The sequence below is a fragment of the Hymenobacter sp. 15J16-1T3B genome (genome assembly GCF_020711235.1).
Lineage (GTDB): Bacteria > Bacteroidota > Bacteroidia > Cytophagales > Hymenobacteraceae > Solirubrum.
Genome location: NZ_JAJFAV010000002.1, coordinates 465,582 through 485,483 on the forward strand (window position 1 = coordinate 465,582; position 19,902 = coordinate 485,483).

General features: G+C 65.9%; 15 protein-coding genes. 13 read left to right on the forward strand and 2 right to left on the reverse strand.

Translation table 11 applies throughout. The annotated features are described in order from the left end of the window. The first annotated feature begins 461 nt into the window (after positions 1–461). From LJ737_RS05305 to LJ737_RS05360, 12 genes are all read left to right on the forward strand, one after another. Positions 462–1,709, forward strand: a complete 1,248-nt coding sequence (locus tag LJ737_RS05305; RefSeq protein ID WP_227763524.1) for an efflux RND transporter periplasmic adaptor subunit — start codon at positions 462–464, stop codon at positions 1,707–1,709. Positions 1,710–1,826: 117 nt separating this feature from the next. Next, positions 1,827–3,356 carry a TolC family protein gene (locus LJ737_RS05310; RefSeq protein WP_227763525.1) on the forward strand — a complete coding sequence of 510 codons (1,530 nt, stop codon included), beginning with the start codon at positions 1,827–1,829 and terminating at the stop codon, positions 3,354–3,356. A gap of 190 nt (positions 3,357–3,546) precedes the next feature. After that, a complete protein-coding gene (locus LJ737_RS05315; protein ID WP_227763526.1) occupies positions 3,547–4,068 on the forward strand; it encodes an SgcJ/EcaC family oxidoreductase in 522 nt (173 codons plus the stop codon). Between the two features lie 31 nt (positions 4,069–4,099). Next, positions 4,100–6,604: an outer membrane beta-barrel protein gene (locus tag LJ737_RS05320; protein WP_227763528.1), complete on the forward strand. Its 2,505-nt coding sequence runs from the start codon at positions 4,100–4,102 to the stop codon at positions 6,602–6,604. A 231-nt stretch (positions 6,605–6,835) separates the two neighbouring features. After that, positions 6,836–7,939, forward strand: coding sequence for a hypothetical protein (locus LJ737_RS05325; RefSeq protein ID WP_227763530.1), 1,104 nt, complete (start codon positions 6,836–6,838; stop codon positions 7,937–7,939). A 399-nt stretch (positions 7,940–8,338) separates the two neighbouring features. Continuing rightward, positions 8,339–9,007 (forward strand): ABC transporter ATP-binding protein, encoded by a 669-nt coding sequence (locus LJ737_RS05330; RefSeq protein WP_227763679.1) that lies wholly within the window; start codon positions 8,339–8,341, stop codon positions 9,005–9,007. 99 nt (positions 9,008–9,106) lie between these two features. After that, the gene (locus tag LJ737_RS05335; protein WP_227763531.1) at positions 9,107–9,313 is read left to right on the forward strand and encodes a hypothetical protein; all 207 of its coding nucleotides are present in this window, start codon (positions 9,107–9,109) and stop codon (positions 9,311–9,313) included. Further along, positions 9,303–10,556, forward strand: coding sequence for an ABC transporter permease (locus LJ737_RS05340; protein WP_227763532.1), 1,254 nt, complete (start codon positions 9,303–9,305; stop codon positions 10,554–10,556). The genes LJ737_RS05335 and LJ737_RS05340 overlap by 11 nt, the downstream gene beginning before the upstream one ends. 132 nt (positions 10,557–10,688) lie before the next feature. Next, on the forward strand, positions 10,689–11,894 hold the full coding sequence (locus tag LJ737_RS05345; protein WP_227763533.1) for an ABC transporter permease: 1,206 nt from the start codon (positions 10,689–10,691) through the stop codon (positions 11,892–11,894). Positions 11,895–12,087: 193 nt separating this feature from the next. After that, the gene (locus tag LJ737_RS05350) at positions 12,088–13,476 is read left to right on the forward strand and encodes a sigma-54-dependent transcriptional regulator (protein ID WP_227763534.1); all 1,389 of its coding nucleotides are present in this window, start codon (positions 12,088–12,090) and stop codon (positions 13,474–13,476) included. A gap of 170 nt (positions 13,477–13,646) precedes the next feature. Continuing rightward, a complete protein-coding gene (locus LJ737_RS05355; protein WP_227763535.1) occupies positions 13,647–14,972 on the forward strand; it encodes a sensor histidine kinase in 1,326 nt (441 codons plus the stop codon). 670 nt (positions 14,973–15,642) lie between these two features. Next, a complete protein-coding gene (locus LJ737_RS05360; protein WP_227763536.1) occupies positions 15,643–16,326 on the forward strand; it encodes a DUF1345 domain-containing protein in 684 nt (227 codons plus the stop codon). 114 nt (positions 16,327–16,440) lie between these two features. On the opposite strand, the gene LJ737_RS05365 is transcribed toward LJ737_RS05360, so the two are convergent. Next, entirely contained in the window at positions 16,441–17,055 is a 615-nt protein-coding gene (locus LJ737_RS05365; RefSeq protein ID WP_227763537.1) for a fasciclin domain-containing protein, read from the reverse strand. Positions 17,056–17,591: 536 nt separating this feature from the next. Here LJ737_RS05365 and LJ737_RS05370 point away from each other — a divergent pair. Beyond that, positions 17,592–19,046 (forward strand): T9SS type A sorting domain-containing protein, encoded by a 1,455-nt coding sequence (locus LJ737_RS05370; RefSeq protein ID WP_227763538.1) that lies wholly within the window; start codon positions 17,592–17,594, stop codon positions 19,044–19,046. A gap of 71 nt (positions 19,047–19,117) precedes the next feature. Here LJ737_RS05370 and LJ737_RS05375 read toward each other — a convergent pair whose 3' ends face one another. Continuing rightward, positions 19,118–19,816, reverse strand: coding sequence for a TIGR04283 family arsenosugar biosynthesis glycosyltransferase (locus tag LJ737_RS05375; protein WP_227763539.1), 699 nt, complete (start codon positions 19,814–19,816; stop codon positions 19,118–19,120). Positions 19,817–19,902: the final 86 nt, after the last annotated feature.

Sequence of the window (19,902 nt, forward strand, 5' to 3'; positions counted from 1 at the left end):
ATATGTTAATTCGCTAAAAATTTTAGTAATAACTGCTCAATTGCTGGGAAAATAGCGGCCCGGCCTGTCATCCCGAGGGCGCCGCCGAAGGACCTTGCGCGCGCCCCGCACCAGCTAAAAAGCGCAGCCACCAACGCTCTTTCGCTCGGGCCCGGGGCCGCGTTTTTACGTTGCCGACAAAGCGTCTGCGCTTAGTCGGCCGCGGCGGGGTGCGGTGCGAGGAATATCCTTCGTTGCGCGTACGGCCGACGGGGGCGACGGGCTTTTCTCCCGTTCTGCTTAAGTGTTGTCCGATTCTAGCACAGCGCCTTGGCAGAACCGAACACTGTGTCCGAAACCGGACAGATTCTGTACGGGTGGTAATCAACAATACGCGGTCAAGAATCAGATAATCAATGTATTAAAAGTTTGGCATTGGGCTTGGCTGTCTACCTGCAGAACCGACCCCAATCCGAACGAAAATGGACAGAGCTATATCCCCCGCCGCTCAGGCCAAGCGCCGCCGCCAACGCTGGCTGTTGGCCTCGGCCGTTGTGCTGCTGGTAGCCGGTGCGCTGTGGGCTTTCCGCGGCGTGCTCAAGCCCAGCATCAGCGCCACCGAGCTGCTGACGGCCCGCGTGGAAACCGGCGACGTGGAAGCCTCGCTCACGGCTTCCGGCCTCATCATCCCGGCCCACGAAGCGGTTATTACCAGCCCCATCCAGTCAACCATCCGGCGGGTGCGGCTCACGGCCGGCGACCGGGTGCAGCCGGGCCAGACCATCCTGGAACTGGACAAGGAGTTGACCGGCACGGCCCTGGCCAAGCTGCAGGACGAGCAGTTGCAAAACCAGAACAAGAACACCGTACTGCAACTGGGCCTGGAGCACAGCCTGAACGATTTGGAGTCGCAGGAAAAGGTGCAGCAGGAAAAGGTGCGCAGCCTGCAGTCGGGCCTGCGCGACGAGCAGCACCTGCTCAGCATCGGCTCGGGCACGCCGGAAGCGGTGCGCCAGGCCGAGCTGAACCTGAAGATTGCCGAGCTGGAACTGCAGCGCGTGCGCCGGCAGATCAAGAACCAGCGGCAGTCGAACCAGGCCGATGAGCGCGGCCTGGGCTACACCATGCAGATTCAGCAGCGCAGCATCAGTGAATTGGCCGGCAAGCTGCGCCAGGCCAACATCAGCGCCGAGCAGGCCGGTGTGCTCACCTGGGTCAACGAGGACATCGGCTCGACTGTCAACCAGGGCCAGGTGCTGGCCCGCGTGGCCGACCTGACCTCGTTTCGGGTGCGCGGCTCCATTGCCGATACCTACGCCGACTCCCTGCACGTGGGCGACCCGGTGGTGGTGCGCCTGAACGGCACCGACCTGCGCGGCACGGTGAGCAGCATCAGCCCGGCCGTAGACAAGAACGTGGTGACGTTTTACGCTCAGCTCGACGACAACCACCACCCGGCCCTGCGCGCCAACCTGCGCGCCGACGTGTTCGTGGTGACCCGCGCCCACCGCAACGTGCTGCGCATCAAGAACGGGCCCTTCTTCCAGGGCGGCCGCGAGCAAGTGGCCTTCGTGGTGCAGGACGGGCAGGCCGTGCGCCGCACCGTGCGCCTGGGCGACTCCAACTTCGACTACGTGCAGGTGGTGAGCGGCCTGCGCCCCGGCGAGGAAGTCGTCATCAGCGACACCAAGAAGTACGAAGAAGCCCCCGCCCTCACCATCAAGAACTGACCCGGCGCCCGCCCCACGGCCCCTCCTGCGAAAAGGAGGGGCGCTTTTCGCCCTGCCTGCTCTGCCTTTCCCATGCACCTACCGCTACCCCAACGCCCTGCCCTGCCTTTCTGCGCTATGAAAACCCTGACGTTTTACCTGGATGTGCTTCGCCTCTGGCTGCTGATGGTAAGCATCGTGGCCCTGCTGCTGCTGATTTTCGCGCCCAAAGTGCTGCTGGCCCAGGAAATGCCCGCCGCCCGCCCGCAGCCGGCGCTGAGCCTGCCGCAGGTCATTGAGCTGACGCTGGTGCAGTCGTCGGTGGCCAAGCAGGCGGTGACCAACCGCGAGACGAGCTACTGGCAGTACCGCTCGTTCCGGGCCGACTACAAGCCGCTGCTGGCCGTCGACGGGGTGCTGCCGAACTACTCGCGCACCATCCTGGCCGTGCAGCAACCCGATGGCACCACCAACTTCCGCTACGTACGCATCAACACCTCCAACGTGGGCGCCAGCCTCACGCAGGGCATCGGCCTGACGGGCGGCAAGGTCACGGTGGGCAGCACCCTGCAGCGCTTCGACAGCTTCGAAGGCGCCGGGCAGCGGCTCTACAACAGCAACCCGGTGGCCATCGGCCTGAGCCAGCCCATCGGCGGCTTCAACTCGCTGAGCTGGAACAAGCGCATCGAGCCGCTGCGCTACCGGGAAAGCCAGCGCCAGTACGTGGAGGAGCGTGAAACCATTGCCCGCCGCGTCACGGAGCTGTATTTCGACGTGCTGCTGCAGCAGGTGAATGCCCAGATAGCCCGCCAGAACCTGCGCGCCAGCGAGGAGCTGCTGCGCACCGGCCGCGAAAAAAGCAAGCTGGGCCGCCTCTCCGAAAACGACCTGCTGCTGCTGGAGCTGAACCTGCTAAACGCCCGCCAGGCCGAGGTGCAGGCCAGCGTGGACGCGCAAAACGCGGCCGTGCAGCTCAAGGGCTACACCGGCCTCACCATCGACCCCGCCGCCGCGCTGGACGTGCCCGGCAACGCCCCGCTGCAGAGCGTGACGCCCGACGTGGCCCTGCAGCAGGCCCGGCAGTACCGCCGCGAGGGGCTGATGTTTCAGCGCCGCCTGCTCGAAGCCGACCGCAACGTGGCCCAGGCCAAGGGCACCACGGGCTTTCAGGCCAACCTGACGGCTTCCTTCGGCCTGACCAGCAGCGCCGAGCAGCTCTCCGGCTCCTACGTCAACCCCGCCGACCAGCAGCAGGTGCGCCTGGGCTTCGCGGTGCCCATCGTGGACTGGGGCAAGACCCGCGCCGCCGTGAAGACCGCCGAACTGGCCCGGCAGCAGGCTCGCGTGACGGTGGAGCAGGAGCAGATGACTTTCGAGCAGTCGGTGCTGAGCCAGGCCGGGCAGCTCGACGCGCTGAACCAGCAGCTGCAGCTGGCCGCCCGCGCCGACTCGCTGGCCCAGCGCCGCTACGACATTGCCCAGGCCACTTACAAAGTCGGCCGCATCACCCTCAACGACCTCAACATTGCCCAGGGCGAAAAGGACCGCGCCAAGCGCAGCTACGTGGCTGCCCTGCGCGCCTGTTGGGTGGCTTACTACCAGCTGCGCACCCTCACGCTCTACGACTTTGAGCGCCAGCAACCCCTGTTGACGGCGCAGGCGGAGTAGGGGAGAGAGGCCGCAGCCTCCGGTTGGGTTAGTTTTGCTTGGATGAGCTTTTATTTGTACCCATCTTATTATATATTGTAAGTAATTAATAAAATATAGCAGCTATAAGCAGCGCAGTGGCATAGCCGTGTCGTAACCGTTCGTGGCCATCAAGTGGATAGAAGGTTTCTTCCCTCAACCCGGCTGAGCTATGAAATACCTGCTTGTCCTGCTTTGCCTGCTGGCCACGGCGCGGGCCGAAGCGCAGAATGCGCCCCGCGCGGCTGCCGCCACCGATGAAGCGGCCGTGCGCGCCCCCATCGAGGCCTGCCTGCGCAGCTGGAACCGCCACGACTACACCGACGTGGCCAGCTACACCACCGCCGACGTGGACTGGGTGACCGACATTGGCATGTGGTGGCGGGGGCGCGAGGCGGTGCAGCGCGCCCTGCAGACCTACCACCGGGGCATGTACCGGCACACCACCCTGCGCAGCGAGCAGCTGACCGTGCGCCTGCTCGCGCCCGGCGTGGCCCTGGCCCACCAGCGCGCCTACATCAGCACCTACTACCCGCCCGACGGCATCGACCAGGAATACAACCGCGACGGCGACAAGCAGTTGCTCATCAGCTACACGCTGCTGCGCCAGCAGGGCCAGTGGCTGATTGCCGCCGCCCAGGTGACGGGCATCAACCAGGTCATGGCGGCGTACAACCCCGTTCAGGAACACTAGCGCCGGCCGGGCCGCCTCCGCGATGAAGCAGATGGAAACGCGACCGGGCCGCCGGCAGTGGTGGCTGGGCTGGCTGTTGCTGGGACTGCCGCTGGGCGCCGGGGCGCAGCAGCCGGCCGGCACCGTCAGCGGCAGCCTGCTCGACGCGGCCACGGGCCAGCCGGTGCCCTTCGCCAACGTGCTGCTGCTGCGCGCCGCCGACTCGGCCGTGGTGACCGGCGCGGCCACCGGCGAGACGGGGCGCTTCGTCATCGGGCCGGTGGCGGCGGGCAGCTACCGGCTGCGGGCCACGGTGCTGGGCTACCGGCCACTGCGGCGACTCCTGAGCGTGAGCAGCACCGAGCCGCTGGCCCTGGGCGCGCTGCGCCTGACGGCCAGCACCACGCAGCTGGGCGCCGTGACGGTAACCGGCGAAAAAGCCGTGGTGCAGGAAAGCCTCGACAAGAAGGTGGTGAACGTGGCCAAGGACCTGACCAGCGTGGGCGGCACGGCCGTGAACGTGCTGCAGAACGTGCCTTCGGTGGCAGTGGACCAAAACGGCACGGTGAGTTTGCGCGGCACCCCTAATGTGACCATTTACGTCGACGGCAAGCCCACCGGGGCGGCCGGCGGCGGGCGCAGCGTCAACCTCGAGCAGATTCCGGCCTCGCAGATTGAGGCGGTGGAGGTGATGACCAACCCCTCGGCCCGCTACGACGCCGAGGGCGGAGGCGGCATCATCAACATCATCCTCAAAAAGCCCCGGCAGGACGGCTTCAACGGGCAGGCCGCGGCCACCGCCGGTACCGGCGACAAGTACAACACCTCCCTGAACCTGAACCAGCGCCGCGGGCCGCTGAACTACTTCGGCAGCTACGACTTTCGGCAGGACCACTTGCGCAACCACTACACCACCCGGCAGCTGTCGGCCACCGCCGACCGCAGCACGCTGGCTTGGCTGGAATACCGCAACCGCGTGGGCTCCCAAACCCACGCCCTGCGTCTGGGCCTCGACTACGCCCTCAGCCCCGAGCAGACGCTGACCGTGTCGGCGGCGCCCCGGCGCAACACCGTGCGTACCCCGGAGGAGCAGTTTGGAGCCTTGGTTACCACGTTTCGGCCGGCGGGGCAGCCCGAGCGGACGGAGGACACCGAAGTGTACAGCCGCAACTACACCCGCTCGCAGGCCACCGCGGCCGACTTCGCCCTGGACTACCGCCGCACCTGGGCCCGGCACAAGCGCCGGGAGCTGAGCGGGGCGGCCATCTTCACGCCGGTGCGCGGCGAGCAGCAGGTGCAGCAGCACCAGCACCCCGAGCTGCCCACCGGCCTCTTGCAGCAGCAGCGCACCACGTTTGCCATCGACCAGGGCGCGGCCCAGCTCGACTACGTGCACCCCTTGGGCGACAAACGGCGCGCCGAAGCCGGCCTGAAAACCACCTACCGCGGCACCGACGGCACACTGGACTTCCGGCAGGCCGACGACCAGGGCGAGCTGCGGCCGCTGGAGCGCCTGTCGAGCCGTTACCGGTACCGCGAGGTGATTCCGGCGGCCTACGCGCAGTGGCAGGACGAGCCGGGCAAGTTGAGCTACCAGCTGGGCCTGCGCGCCGAGTACACCCGCACCACCGGCCAGCTGCGCACCACCGGCGAGGCGTTTGCCCGCGCCTATTTCAACCTCTTCCCGAGCCTGACGCTGGCGCGCACGCTGCCCCACGAGCAACGCCTGCAGCTGGGCTACTCGCGCCGCATCAACCGGCCCGAGCTGCCCTTGTTGCTGCCTTTCCCTAACTACTCCGACCCGCGCAACTACCGCGTGGGCAACATTCGGCTGCGACCCGAAACCCTGCACGTGCTGGAGTTGGGCCACCAGAAGAGCTGGGGGCCGGCCACGCTCACCAGCACCGCGTTTTTCCGGCAAACCAACGACGCCATTCAGCGCTTCCGCACCGTCGACACGGCGGCGACGCGGCTGAACGAGCAGGGCGCGCAGGCCACCCAGAACGCGGCCATCACCCGCACCAGCTACGCCAACGTGGGCCACAACCGCAGCTACGGCCTGGAGCTGAGCCTGAACTGGCCGGTGGCCAAGTGGTGGCGGCTGGCCCTCAACGGCTCGGGCTTCCGCAACGAAGTGTCGTCGCTGCTGCACTCGGAGGCCGATAACCGCAACTGGGCGTGGTCGGGCCGTCTGAATACCACCGTAACGCCCCTCAAACGCCTCGACGTGCAGCTTACGGGCACCTACCGCTCGCGGCAGGTAGGCGCGCTGGCCGGCTCCCTGGGGCCGATTTACTTCGTGGAAGCGGCGCTGAAGAAGGACGTGCTCAAGGACCGCGGCAGCATTTCGCTGCGCGTAGCCGACGTGTTCAATACCCAAGTGCTGCGGGTGCAGGCCTACTCGCCTGGGCTGGATTTCAACCTGCGCATCAAGCGCGAAACGCGCATTGGGTACCTGGGCTTTACGTACCGCTTCGGCGGCACCGAGCCGGCCCCGCGCCGCAGCCGCCGCTCGGAGCAGCCCGCCGCGCCCACCGGCATCGACATCGGCGGGTGACGCGCATAAGTTCCAAATGGCTGGTAGGCATTGGCGTGGGGAGGCACAGCGGCTTGGCGGGAATTATCGCGAATAGCTCTTAATTATTATATTTAATAAATAAATATTTGTATTAAAATTATTCAATGGTTACCTTGACCATACTTCCGTGTGCGCCCCGTCCGGTCCCGTCCAGAGGACCGGTGCCCCGTTGCCTGTGTGCGTCGACCAACCTCCTCTTTTCCCCAAACCATGCGTAAACTTAGCCTCGTCTGCCTGACGATGGCTGCCCTGTGGGTAGCCGGTTGCCAGAAAACAGACCTCAATCCCCAACCCACACCTACTGCCACCCTTAACGCCGACGTAGCCACGTGCACGCCCGACGTTATCACCTTCGACAACGTAGCGGCCGGCACGCGGCCCACTTCCATTACCAGCACCGGCGGCGTGGCGGTGGGCGTCGAAAGCCAGAACCCGCACTACGCCTACGACCGGGAGGCCATTGTATTCCGCAGCAGTCCCACGGTGTCGTCCTCGGAGGATACGGACCTGGGCAGCCCCAACGCGGCGTACGGGGGCGTGGGCATTGGGTACGGCGGCGGCCCGGGCGCTTACGCCAATACCACGCCGCTGGGCAACATCCTGGTGCTGCACAACTTCTTCAGCTACGACCCGAACACGGAGCCCAACGACGACGACTTCACGGAAAACGAAACGCCGGGCACCATAGGATTCAATTTCAGCTCGCCCATCACGGCCACGTCCATCACCGTCATCGACGTGGAATACGCCTACAACAGCGAGCATGAGTACGGCTACGTGAAGCTATACGCTAGCAAAGGTGGCGCGCAGATCGGCGGGCAGTACAACTTCAGCGACGCGGGCCCCAACGGGGTGGAAGTGGTGAGCCTGGGCAACACGCCCGGCGTGCGCTACATCGAAGTGACCATCGGCGGCTCCATGGGCATCGACAACCTGCGCTTCTGCCGGCCCGCCGGCCACTGCACCCTTACCCAGGGCTACTGGAAAAACCACAGCTGGCCGGTACAGTCGCTCACGCTGGGCGGCACCACGTACACTCGTACCCAGCTGCTGGCCATCCTCAACACGCCGGTGCGCGGCAACGGCCTCGTGGCGCTGGCCTACCAGCTCATTGCCGCCAAGCTGAACCTGGCCAACGGCAGCGACGGCAGCGTGATTAGCGCCGACCTGGCCGCCGCCGACGCCATGTTTGTGGGCAAAAACATGGCCGCCGACCCGCTGCCCAGCGTGCCCACTTCCCAAACCAGCACCCTCACCGCCCGCCTCGACGACTACAACAACGGCGTCATCGGGCCGGGCCACTGCGACAATTAAGCCCCATTGCGGCCGGCCGCGCCGGCTGCCGCATTGCCAACGTGCTGAAAAGGCCGGACGCTTCGTCCGGCCTTTTTTCGTGGGCGAGCTTCCGAAATTTTTCAACGCTGGCGGACAGGGGGCGTGGCATTTCCGAACACCGTGTCCGCTTATGGACAATATTTTTACTGGCTATTTAGGCTGTTGGCTAAGTAATGAATAGATAGTCAATGGTTTATGGAAATGGCACGCTGCTTGGCTACTCCTACCCGGCCCCGCTTCACATCCGCGCAAAACCGGACAGCACCGCCTTCATCCGAAACCCCTTCACGCCTCAGCCTAAACTCCCGCAGCCCTATGGAAACGACTCTGACCCAGGCCTCGGCCACCCCCGCGCAGACTTCGCTCAAAAATACCCCCATGATTCAGCTCCGCGACATCGAAAAGGTCTACCAGACCGATACCATCGAGACGGTGGCGCTGAACCGGGTGAACCTGACCATCAACAAGGGCGAGTTTGTGTCCATCATGGGCCCCTCGGGCTGCGGCAAATCCACCCTGCTGAGCATCATGGGCCTCTTGGACGAGCCCACCGGCGGCGTCATCGAAATCGACGGGCGCCCGGTGACCAGCTACTCCGACAAGGAACTGGCCCGGGTGCGCAACCACAAAATCGGCTTCATCTTCCAGAGCTTCCACCTCATCAACGACCTCTCGGTGCTCGACAACGTGGAGCTACCCCTGCTCTACCGCGCGGGCCTGAGCGGCAAGGAGCGGCGGCAGCGCGCCCAGCAGGCGCTGGAGCGCGTGGGCCTGAGCGCCCGCACCCGGCACTTTCCCTCGCAGCTCTCGGGCGGGCAGCGCCAGCGCGTGGCCATTGCCCGGGCCCTGGCTGGCGCCCCCGAAATCATCTTGGCCGACGAACCCACCGGCAACCTCGACTCGGTGATGGGCGACGAAATCATGGACCTGCTGCTGGGCCTGCACCGCGACCAGGGCACCACCATCGTGATGGTGACCCACGACGAGAACATGGCCCACAAAACCGAGCGCCTTATCCGCTTCTTCGACGGCAGCCAAGTCAGCTAAACCAAGGGCGAAGTTGTGAAAGGTGAAGTTGTGAAATGGCCTTGGCGGCCCGCAACCCTGGTTCACAACTTCACAAGTTCACCACTTCCCAACTTGACTATGAAGCGCTTCTTCCGCTCCGCCGGCCTGCTGCTAGTGGCCACCGCGCTGCCCTTCGTGGGCGCCGGGCTCTACGACCTGACGGCCCCGGCCCGCGTGCCGGCGGCTACGCCGGCGCCCGCCGCTGCGCCGCGGCCCCTGGTACGGCCGGCCCTGCTGCTGACGCCTTCTCCCACTTCTTCCGCTCCCCACGTCTATGCTGCTTAGCTATCTGAAACTCGCCTGGAAGGTGCTCTTGCGCCGCAAGTTCTTCACCTTCATCAGCCTCTTCGGCATCTCCTTCACCCTGATGGTGCTGCTGGTGGTGGTGGCCATCTTCGACCACTCCTTCGGCGCGCACTACCCCGAGTCGCGCCTCGACCGCCTGACCTTCGCGCAGTTTCTGCACGTCAAGTTCAAGGACGGCGGCAACATGAACACCCCGCCCAGCTACCACCTGCTCGACAAGTACGTGCGCACGCTGCGCACCCCCGAGAAGGTGGCCATTACCTCCAACTTCCACTCCACCCCGAGCTACGTGGGCAACCGCAAGCTCGACCTGGATCTGCGCTACACCGACGCCGCGTTCTGGCAGATCATGGACTTCAACTACCTCGAAGGCAAGCCCTTCCTGGAGTCCGACGTGAAAGCCGCGGCCCGCGTGGCCGTTATCAACCGCAGCACCGCCCGCCAGTACTTCGGCACCGAAACCGGCGTGGTAGGCCGCATCATCGAGGTGAACCAGACCAACTACCGCGTGCAGGGCGTGGTCGACGACGTGCCGGCTATGCGCTTCAGCTCCTACGCCGACGTGTGGGTGCCCATCACCACCTCGCCCGATGACCTGCACCGCGTGCAGCTGCAGGGCGACTATTTCGCCATCATCCTGGCCAAATCCGCTGCCGATGTGCCGGCGGTGCAGGCCGAGTTCGAGGCGGCCATGAAGCGCGTGCCGCTGCCCGACCCCAAGAACATGGACTACCTGGACCTGCACGCCGACCGGCTGATTGCCTCGTTTTCGCGCCAGCTGATGTCGCCGCTGACCGACTACAAGTCCGACGGCCTGGAGCTGCTCTACCCCATCCTGGCCGGCCTAGCGCTGCTGTTCATGCTGCTGCCGGCCCTGAACCTGATCAACATCAACGTGAGCCGCATCATGGAGCGCTCCTCCGAAATCGGGGTGCGCAAGGCCTTCGGGGCCACCGGCGGCCGCTTGGTGGGCCAGTTCCTGGTCGAAAACATTTTCCTCACGCTCATCGGCGGCCTGGCGGGCCTACTGCTGGCCTACGTGGTGCTGCAGCTCATCAGCGGCTCGCAGCTGCTGGCCTACGCCGAATTTGGCCTGAACTGGCGGATTTTCGCCTGGGCCCTGCTCGTGACGGTGTTCTTCGGGGTGCTGTCGGGCGTGTACCCGGCCTTCAAGATGTCGCGCCTGCAGCCGGTGCAAGCGCTGAAAGCCAGCGGCAAGTAACTATCAAGTCGCCCGTCATCCTGAGCGCAGCGAAGGACCTTACCACGCCTGAACGAGTCGTTTTGACTTCAGTCGTGCTTATCCCATAAGGTCCTTCGCTGCGCTCAAGATGACAGACAAAATCATCCAGCCATGATCCGTCACCTCTTCACCCTGATCTGGAACCGCAAGCGGTCCAATTTCCTGCTCATTGCCGAAATTCTGTTGTCGTTTTTCGTGCTCTTCGTGGTGAGCAGCCTGCTGGTGAGCAGCTACTACAACTACCGCCAGACCACCGGCTTCGCCCACGACAACGTGTGGGAAGTGAACCTGAACCCGGGCCAGGACACGGCGCACCGCAAGGAAACGCTGCAGCTCATGCTGCAGGGCCTGCGCGCCACGCCGGGCGTGGTAGCCGTCACGCGCACCAGCTCCAATACCCCGTTCTCGTTCAGCACCATGAACTCGAACCAGTACTACTACAAGGGCAAACAAGGCCCGCAGGCCGACCACTACGACGCCGACTACGACATGCGCAAGGTGCTGCGCTTCAACGTGACGCAGGGCCGCTGGTTTGACCGCCGCGACGACGCCAGCACCGACGACAAGAGCACGCCCGTCATCATCAACCAGAAGATGGCCACGGCCATGTTCGGGCCGGAAGCCGCCGTAGGCAAGGTGCTCACCGACCGGGAAGGCAAAGCCAAGTGGCCCGTGGTGGGCGTCATCGATGCTTACCGCCCCGGCAGCGACTTTGCCGCCAACGAGCCGGCCGTGTTCTTCCGCACCGAGCTGAACGAACACGCCAAGCTCGACCCCAACGCGGGCCCGGGCGTGCTGCTGGTGCGCGTGCAGCCCGGCAGCGGCGCCGTGCTGGAGCAGCGACTGGTGAAGGAAATCCTGAGCTCGACCAAGGGCTGGCACGCCGTGGTGAACACCCTGGACGAAAGCCGCCACGACAAACTGAAAGTGGTGCTGACGCCGCTGGTGGCCCTGGGCGTGGTGTCCTTGTTTCTGATCATCAACGTGGCCCTGGGCTTGTTCGGGGTGCTCTGGTACAACATCAACCAGCGCCGGGCCGAAATCGGGCTCCGCCGCGCCCTGGGCGCCACGGGCGCGGGCATTGGTGGGCAGTTCCTGGGCGAAATGCTGGTGGTGACCACGCTGGGCGTGCTGGCCGGCGTGGTGCTGGCGGCGCAGTTTCCCTTGCTGGGCGTGTTCGGGCTGGAGCCCACGGTGTACGTGCTGGCCATTGTCCTCGCGGCCGTGCTCATCTACGTGCTGACGGCCATCTGCGCCTTCCAGCCCAGCCGCATTGCCGCCGGCATTCAGCCCGCTGTGTCCTTGCGCGAGGAATAACCGCCGGCGCGGGCTCGGCCAGGCCTTCCGGCGGTCGAGCCCGCGTCCACCGGGACGTACCTCGCTCTGCTCGAACAATTGTCACGCTTCGGGCAATGCTATTGTCTGACCGGTAGTCGCTTACGTCTGCCTTGCCGCCGCGCTTCCCTTTCCGCCCCGAAATTCCGTCCTTCGCCTTCTCTCTTCAGCTGCTATGATACTAATCGTCGACGATGATGTGGCCGTGCGCACCTCGCTGGGGCTGCTGCTCAAACAGGCCGGCTACGCCACCAAGGCCGTGGCCACCCCCGACGACGCCCTGCGCGTGGTGCGCGAGGCGGCCCCGCAGCTGGTGCTCATGGACATGAACTACTCCCTGGCCACCACCGGCGAGGACGGCCTGCGCCTGCTCGGGCAGGTAAAGGACGTGGCCCCGCAGCTGCCCGTCATCCTCATCACCGGCTGGGGCTCCATCAGCCTGGCCGTGGAGGGCATGAAGGCCGGCGCGGCCGAGTTCGTGACCAAGCCCTGGAACAACGACGCGCTGCTGCAAACCATTCGCACCGCGCTCAGCCTGGCCGAAAACGCCGCCACCGCGCCCGCCGACGAGGTCAGCCCCACGCGCCGGCAGCTCGACCGGCAGTACAACTTTGCCAGCATCGTGGGGCAGGACGCGCAGCTCTTGCAGGTGCTACGCAGCGTGGGCCAGGTGGCCGCCACCGATGCCTCGGTGCTCATCGAGGGCGAGTCGGGCACGGGCAAGGAGCTCATTGCCGAGGCCATTCACCTGAACTCGAACCGGCGCAACAAGCCCTTCGTGAAGGTGAATTTGGGCGGCATTTCGGCGTCCTTGTTCGAGAGCGAAATGTTCGGGCACCGCCGCGGCGCCTTCACCGATGCCAAAGCCGACCGGCAGGGCCGCTTCGAGCTGGCCAACGGCGGCACCATTTTCCTCGACGAAATCGGGGAGCTGGACTTAGGCTCCCAGGTGAAGCTGCTGCGCGTGCTGCAGGACCGCACCTACGAGGTGCTCGGCGACTCGCGCAGCCGCTCCCTCGACATCCGCGTCATCTGCGCCACCAACCGCGACCTGGCCCAGGAAGTGCGCGAGGGGCGCTTCCGCGAGGATTTGTTTTACCGCATCAACCTCATCACCGTGCGCCTGCCCGCCCTGCGCGAGCGGCCCGACGACGTGCCCCTGCTGGCCCAGCACTTCGTGCAGAACCTGCGCACGGCCTACCACCGCCCGGCCCTGAAGGTGAACACCCGCGCCCTGCACTGGCTGCGCGAGCAGCCGCTGCCCGGCAACATCCGCGAGCTGAAAAACCTGGTGGAGCGCGCCGTGCTCGTCAGCGGCAAGGACGAGCTGGGGCCCGAGGACTTCCAGGCCCAGGCCCAGCGCTTCGTGCCCAAAGTGGAGCCCGGCGCCCTGCCCGAAGTCGGGCTGATGACGCTGGACGAAATGGAAGCCCAGATGATTCGCAAAACGGTGGACTTTTATGCCGGCAACCTTTCGCGCGTGGCCAAGGCTCTGGGCCTGAGCCGCGGCGCGCTGTACCGCCGCCTGGAAAAATTCAACATTCCCTTCGACGCTGCGCAGTAACGTTTGTTGAAAGCAAGTAGAACGTCATTCCGAGCTTGCCGGGGAATCTCGCGTGCGGACGTCCGAGAGTAATTTCTTCGTGAAGGTTGCTATCCGACGAGCCCAGGCGAGATTCCCCGGCAAGCTCGGAATGACGTTCTTTTAACAGCATAGCAACGCAGCCGCCCTGCATGACCCTTCGCACCAAGTACATCCTCTTCGTCGCCCTCATCCACGCGGCCATTGCGGGGCTGGCGTTTCAGCTGCGCGAGTCCAACATGGTGCTGTTTCTGGTGACGGAGGCGCTGCTCATCGGCACGGCCGTCATCAGCGTGCAGCTGTACCGGGGCTTTGTGCGGCCCATCAACCTGATTGCGGCCGGCACCGAAGCCATCCGCGACCGGGACTTCACCATGAAATTTCTGCCGGTGGGCCAGACCGAAATGGACCAGCTCATCGACACCTACAACACCATGATTGACGAGCTGCGGCAGGAACGCGTGAGTCAGCACGAGAAAAGCTTTTTGCTGGAGCGTCTCATCGACGCCTCGCCGGCGGGCATTCTGCTGCTCGATTTTGAGGGGCGTATTCAGGGCGTGAACCCCGCGGCCGAAAAGTGCCTGCAGCAGCCGGCGGCGCAGCTGCTCGGGCTGGCGCCCGCCGCGCTGCCCGGCGAGTGGGGCCGGGTGCTGGGGGAACTGGAGCCCGGGCCGCCGCAGGTGGTGCAGCTCTCGGGCCTGCAGACGTTCCGGGCCAGCGCCTCGCACTTCCTCGACCGCGGTTTTACCCGGCGCTTCATCGTGCTGGAAGAGCTGACGCAGGAGCTGATCCGGCAGGAAAAGCAGGCTTACGAGAAGCTGATCCGGATGATGTCGCACGAAATCAACAACTCCATCGGCGCCGTCAACTCCATCCTGCAGTCGTTCCGCTACTACGCCGCCCAGCTGGCCGAAGACGACCGCGCCGACTTCACCGAGGCGCTGGACGTGTCGGTGCAGCGCAACACGCACCTGGCCAACTTCATTGCCGGCTTCGCCAACCTCGTGCGCCTGCCCCCGCCCCAGCCGCGCCCCGTCGACGTGCACGAGCAGCTCAAGGCCATCTGCCGGCTGTTGCAGGTGCAGAGCGAGAAGCGCAACATCCGCTGGCACTGGCACCTGGCTCCGGGGCCGCTGTTTGTGGCGCTGGACGCGCAGCAGATGGAGCAGGCCCTGCTCAACATTTGCAAAAACGCCCTCGAAGCCATCGACCACGACGGCAACCTGTGGGTGCGCACCACGGCCCACCCGGCCGAAATCATCATCGAAAACGACGGCCCCGGCATTGCGCCCGCCGTGCAGCCCCACCTGTTCACGCCCTTTTTCAGCACCAAGCGCGACGGGCAGGGCATCGGCCTGACGATGATCCGCGACATTCTGCTGCAGCACGGTTTTGCCTTCAGCCTCGCCACCGACGCGGCCACCGGCCGCACGGCCTTCCGCATCAGCCTGGAGCCCGCCGGCGTCGCCCGTGCCTAAGCGGCCCCTGCACCGCCCCCACGGGGGGCGCTTCGTCGCCCGGTAGTGCCGGCCGGCGGAGCGCCCCGTGGGGGCGACGCTTTGTTGCCGGCCCGCGCTACGGCCTTTCGGAAAACTGTATCGGAACCGCACGACAGTACCGGACAGGCTGTTCGGAATCGAACAGTTTTATTGGGGTGAAATTATTGAATATGCATTTAATAAAATGATTGTCAAGATATTATAAATATGGCACGCGGCTTGGCTATAGGTAGACAAGAACCTCTAGCATCCCGCGAAAATGAACACTGCCCGTCACTCCCTCGCTCTGCCCAACTCCTGCCCTCGGCTGCCGCTGCGGGCCCTTGGCCACGGGCCGGTGCGGGTCACGCGGGCCGGGCGGCCCCTGAGCGGCCGCTAACCAGCATTGCCTTGTCTACTTCCTGTCACCTCACACTTTTCTGAGCCATGAAAACGCGTCTTTCGTCCCCCGCCCTGTCTGCCCGTCCCTGGCGCCGCGCCACCCGCCGCTGGCTGCGCGCGGCCGTGTAGCCCCCGTTTCTGGGCTATCCGGCTTTTCTGATACCGGTGCTACCGCGGCCGGGCGCTGAGTGGATCGGTGCCCGGCCGCGGTGCGTTGGGGCCCGGCCAACGCGGCGCAGCGCATATTGCGCGCCTAAGTCCCTCGTTTATGCCCGCTCGTTCTTCGTGGTGGTTTCGCGGCCTGCACCGGGCCGGTCAGCTCTCGGCCACCGTGCGCACCGGCCTGGCGTTGCTGGCGGCCGGGGCCACCTACGCGCTGCTGCCCGCCGCCCTGCACCCGCTCACCCGCGCCGTAGCGGCCTGGGACGCCTTCGCCCTGCTCACGCTCGGGCTGCTGTGGGCCGCCGTCGTCACGGCCGACGCCAACCACATCCGGGCCGTAGCCAGCACCGAGGACCCCGGCCGCAGCTGGTCGTTCGTGTTTATCCTGACGGCTTCGCTGGCCAGCTTGCTGGCCGTGGTGGCCCTGCTGGACGTGATGCACGGGCAGCAGGGCGGCTTGCTGCGCTCCGCGGGACTGTCGGTGGTGGGCGTGATGGCGGCCTGGCTGCTGGTGCACACGCTCTTCACCCTGCGCTACGCCCACCTCTACTACGACCCGACCCAGGCCGGCGGGGAGGGCGGCCTGCTGTTTCCGGGTGCCCGGCTCGAACCCGATTACCTGGACTTCGCCTACTTCGCCTTCGTCATCGGCATGACGGCCCAAACCGCCGACATCAGCATCAGCGGCCGGCTGATGCGGCGCGTAGCCCTGCTGCACGGCCTGATTTCCTTTGGCTTCAACACCGCCGTGGTGGCCTTGACGGTAAGCGCCGTGGCCGGTGTGCTCTGAGCCGGTGGGCTGCGTCGCCCTGCCCGCCCCGGCCAAACAACAACGCGCCGGGCGGGCGCCGCGCAGGACGCCCGCCCGGCGCGGGCGAGGTGGCAGTGCCCGCAGGCGACCAAGCTACGGCAGGCCCAATACCCGCTCCAGCACGTGCACGGTGCCGTTGCTGGCCAGCTGGTTGGTCGTGGCCACGTAGGCGCGCTTGCCGAACTGATCTTCCAAAGCGAGGCGCCCACCTACGCGGCGCACGGTAAGCGGGGTGCCGCCCACGGTGGTCAGCACCCGCCCGGGCGTCAGGTCTTGCTCCTTCAGGTTGCCCGCTACCACGTGCGAGGCCATCGTGGCGTACAGCCGGGCGCGGTTGACGGGTTTCCACAGGTCGCTGAGCAGCGCGGCTGGCAGCTGCCCGAAGGCGTCGTCGTGGGGGGCAAACACGGTGTAGGGCCCGGCGTCTTGCAGCAGCTCGACCAGCCCCGAGCGCTCGGCCGACAGCACGAAGGATTTGTAGGCACCGGCATCCTGCAGGTTGCGCAGCAGCGAGCTGGTGGGCGAAAAGCTACCGTTCAGGGCCGGCGTGGCGGGCAAAACAACGTCGCGACCCGGCCGCTGATGAGCGTACGCGGCGGGACCGGCCGCCTGTACGCCGGCGCCGGCTTTGCTGATCGGGGCTTGTTGGGCCAGGGCGCTGCCGGCGGTGCTGGCAACGGCCAGCGTGAGCAAAAGGTGCTTGAACATAGGGAGTTGGGAAGTTTGGAAAGGAGGAATCAATGGGGCGGGCGAGAAGCCGCCGGATGCCGACTGACCAAGCCGGGTAGCGGTGCAGCGGCAACAACACAAAGGTATTTTGGTATTATTTCGCCTAATAGTGTGCTTTATCGCATAAGCATGTGCCTGCGCACCCGCATAAGCATGTGGCTGCGCCGTGCAACCAACCGCCGCTGAAATGCCACGGCGCCCACGGCCACCGCGCCCGGTAAGTCGACTGTAGCCCGTCAGCTCGTTCTTCAGACCAAAACGGACCGGTGGGCCGGCTGCCTGCGTGTCCCCTAAATGGGGGACACGCGGATGTGGCAGGATAAATTGCCAGCGGAGAACTTTGCCCGCAAAAGCAGGAAGTAGCTCGAACCAACACTAAGCCAGCCGTCGGCGCAACCGGCGGCTGCCGAAGACGCTACTCCGCTACACAAGACAGTATTTGCCCCGGAAGAATGCAGGCAAACACCGGATTTGTCCCCGCATCCCGTACATTCGCAGAGCTTAATAAACTGGCTATGAAACACGCTTACTCGCTTGTGACTCTCGGCTTGCTTGGGCTGGCCTCGTCGGCGGCGGCCCAGACGCTGACCAACAACGGCGCGCAACTCACCGTGAGCAGCGGCGCCACGCTCTACATCAGCGGCGGCTTCGAAAACAAAAGCGGCAGCACCCTGCTCAACAACGGCACCGTGCAGGTGACCGGCGACGTAACCAACGCGGGCACCATAGACGCGGCCGGCACCGGCACGCTGAGCCTGACCGGCACCACCGGCCAGACGCTGACGGCCGGCGGCGCTTCGCTCTACAAGCTGACCGTGGACAAGAGCGGCGGCGAGGTGAGCGTGCCCACCGACGTGACCGTGACCAACCAACTCACGCTGACCAACGGCATTGTGCGCACCGCGCAAACGGCCGCCGTGAAGCTGCCCAACGGCGCGACGCTGGTGGGCGAAGCCGCCGGCCGCTACGTGAAAGGCAACCTGCAGGTGGTCGTCAACGGCGTGAACGGCAACAGCGACGTGAGCTTTCCCGGCGGGCTGACCCTGAACCCGGGCACCAACAACCTGGGCAACGTGACGGCCACGCGCACGGCCGGCCTGAACACGGCCGGGGTGAGCTACGGCACCGACCCCACCAACACCAACAATCCCAAGGGCATCGACCGGATCTGGCAGATTACGGCCGCCAGCCAGCCCGCCGCCAACAAGCCCGTCACGGTGGGCTTCAGCTGGGTGAGCGACGACGACAACGGCAACACCAACCTCAGCCAGAGCCGCATGTGGCGCGGGCCGGCCGCCTCGGGCCCCTGGGCCCCGCTCAACGCCCCGGCCGATGCCAGCAGCCGTAGCCTGAGCGCCTCGTCCGCCAACCTGGGCTTCTTTACCATCAGCAACGCGGCCAACCCGCTGCCGGTGGAACTACTCGACTTCACGGCCGAGCGCCGCGGCCCCGACGCGCTGCTGCGCTGGGCCACCGCCTCGGAAACCAACAACGCCGGGTTTGAAGTGGAAGTCAGCCCCGACGGGCGCGCCTTCCGCCGCCTGACCACGGTGGCCGGCCACGGCACCACCACCCAGCGCCATAACTACGAGTACACCGACGCGCAGATTGCCCGCTACGCCACCGACCTGGTGTACTACCGCCTACGCCAAGTCGACCTCGACGGCAAGCAGACCCTCTCGCCGGTGCGCACTGTGCGCATCGAGGGCGTGGGCTTTGCCGTGCAGGCCCTGGCCAACCCCTTCGGCAACGAGGGGCTGAGCGTGCAGGTAAGCACCAAGTCGACTGGCCCAGCCACGCTGGACCTGCACGACGCCATCGGCCGCGTGCTGCTGAGCAGCAAGCAGGGCCTGACGGCCGGCAGCACCACGTTCACGCTGAACGGCGCCGGCAAGCTGCCCGTGGGCGTGTACTTCCTGACGGTGCGCCAGGACAAGCAGGTGACCACGCTGAAAGTGGTGCGCGAGTAACTCAGCCGCTTAGCATTCTACTGACCACCGCCCGGCCCGCCAGCCGGGCGGTGTTGTTTGCGGCCCGGCCGTTAGAGTTTGTCTTGCCGGATGAGGGCGCGGTATACGGCCCGCAGCCGCGGCTGCGGCACGCCCAGGCGGTAGAGCACGTAGATCAGCAGAAACACGCCCTGCAGCCGAAACACGCCGTTGTCGAGGTACTTGCGCGCCGAGGTGACCACCGCCGCGGGCAGCACCGCAAACGACCCGTAGCGGCGCAGCCGCGGCACAATTTCCTGGTCTTCGAGCACCACCATGTCGGGGCGGAAGCCCCCGGCCCGCTCGAAGGCCGCGCGCCGCACAAACAGGCTTTGGTCGCCGAAGCGCACGGCATCGGCCGAAAAGCGCGTGAACCACGCGCTCAGCCGCAGAAACCAGTGCCCGTGGTCGAACTGCAGGCGGAAGCAGCCGCCGGCGTGCGCGCAGGCGGCCTGCCGGATCTGCGCCAAAAAATCAACGGGCGGGTAGGTGTCAGCGTGCAGAAAGTAGAGCAGCTCCCCGCGGGCGTGGCGGGCGCCGTGGTTCATCTGCGGCGCCCGCCCGCGCTGGGGGCAGGGCAGCACCCGGGCACCGGCCGCGGCGGCCGCGGCGGCCGTGGCGTCGGTGCTCTGGCCGTCGGCCACGAGGATTTCGGCGTCTTCGGCCCCCGGCGCCGCGCGCAGGTAGCGCACCAGCGCCCCGATGCCGGCGGCTTCGTTGTAGGTGGGAATGATGATGCTGACGAGGGGCATGGGCAGGCAAGAACGGGCCAAACAGCTTCTACGCGCAAGCCGCCCGGCCAGCCACGGCCGCGTTATCCAACCCTTGGTCAACAAAA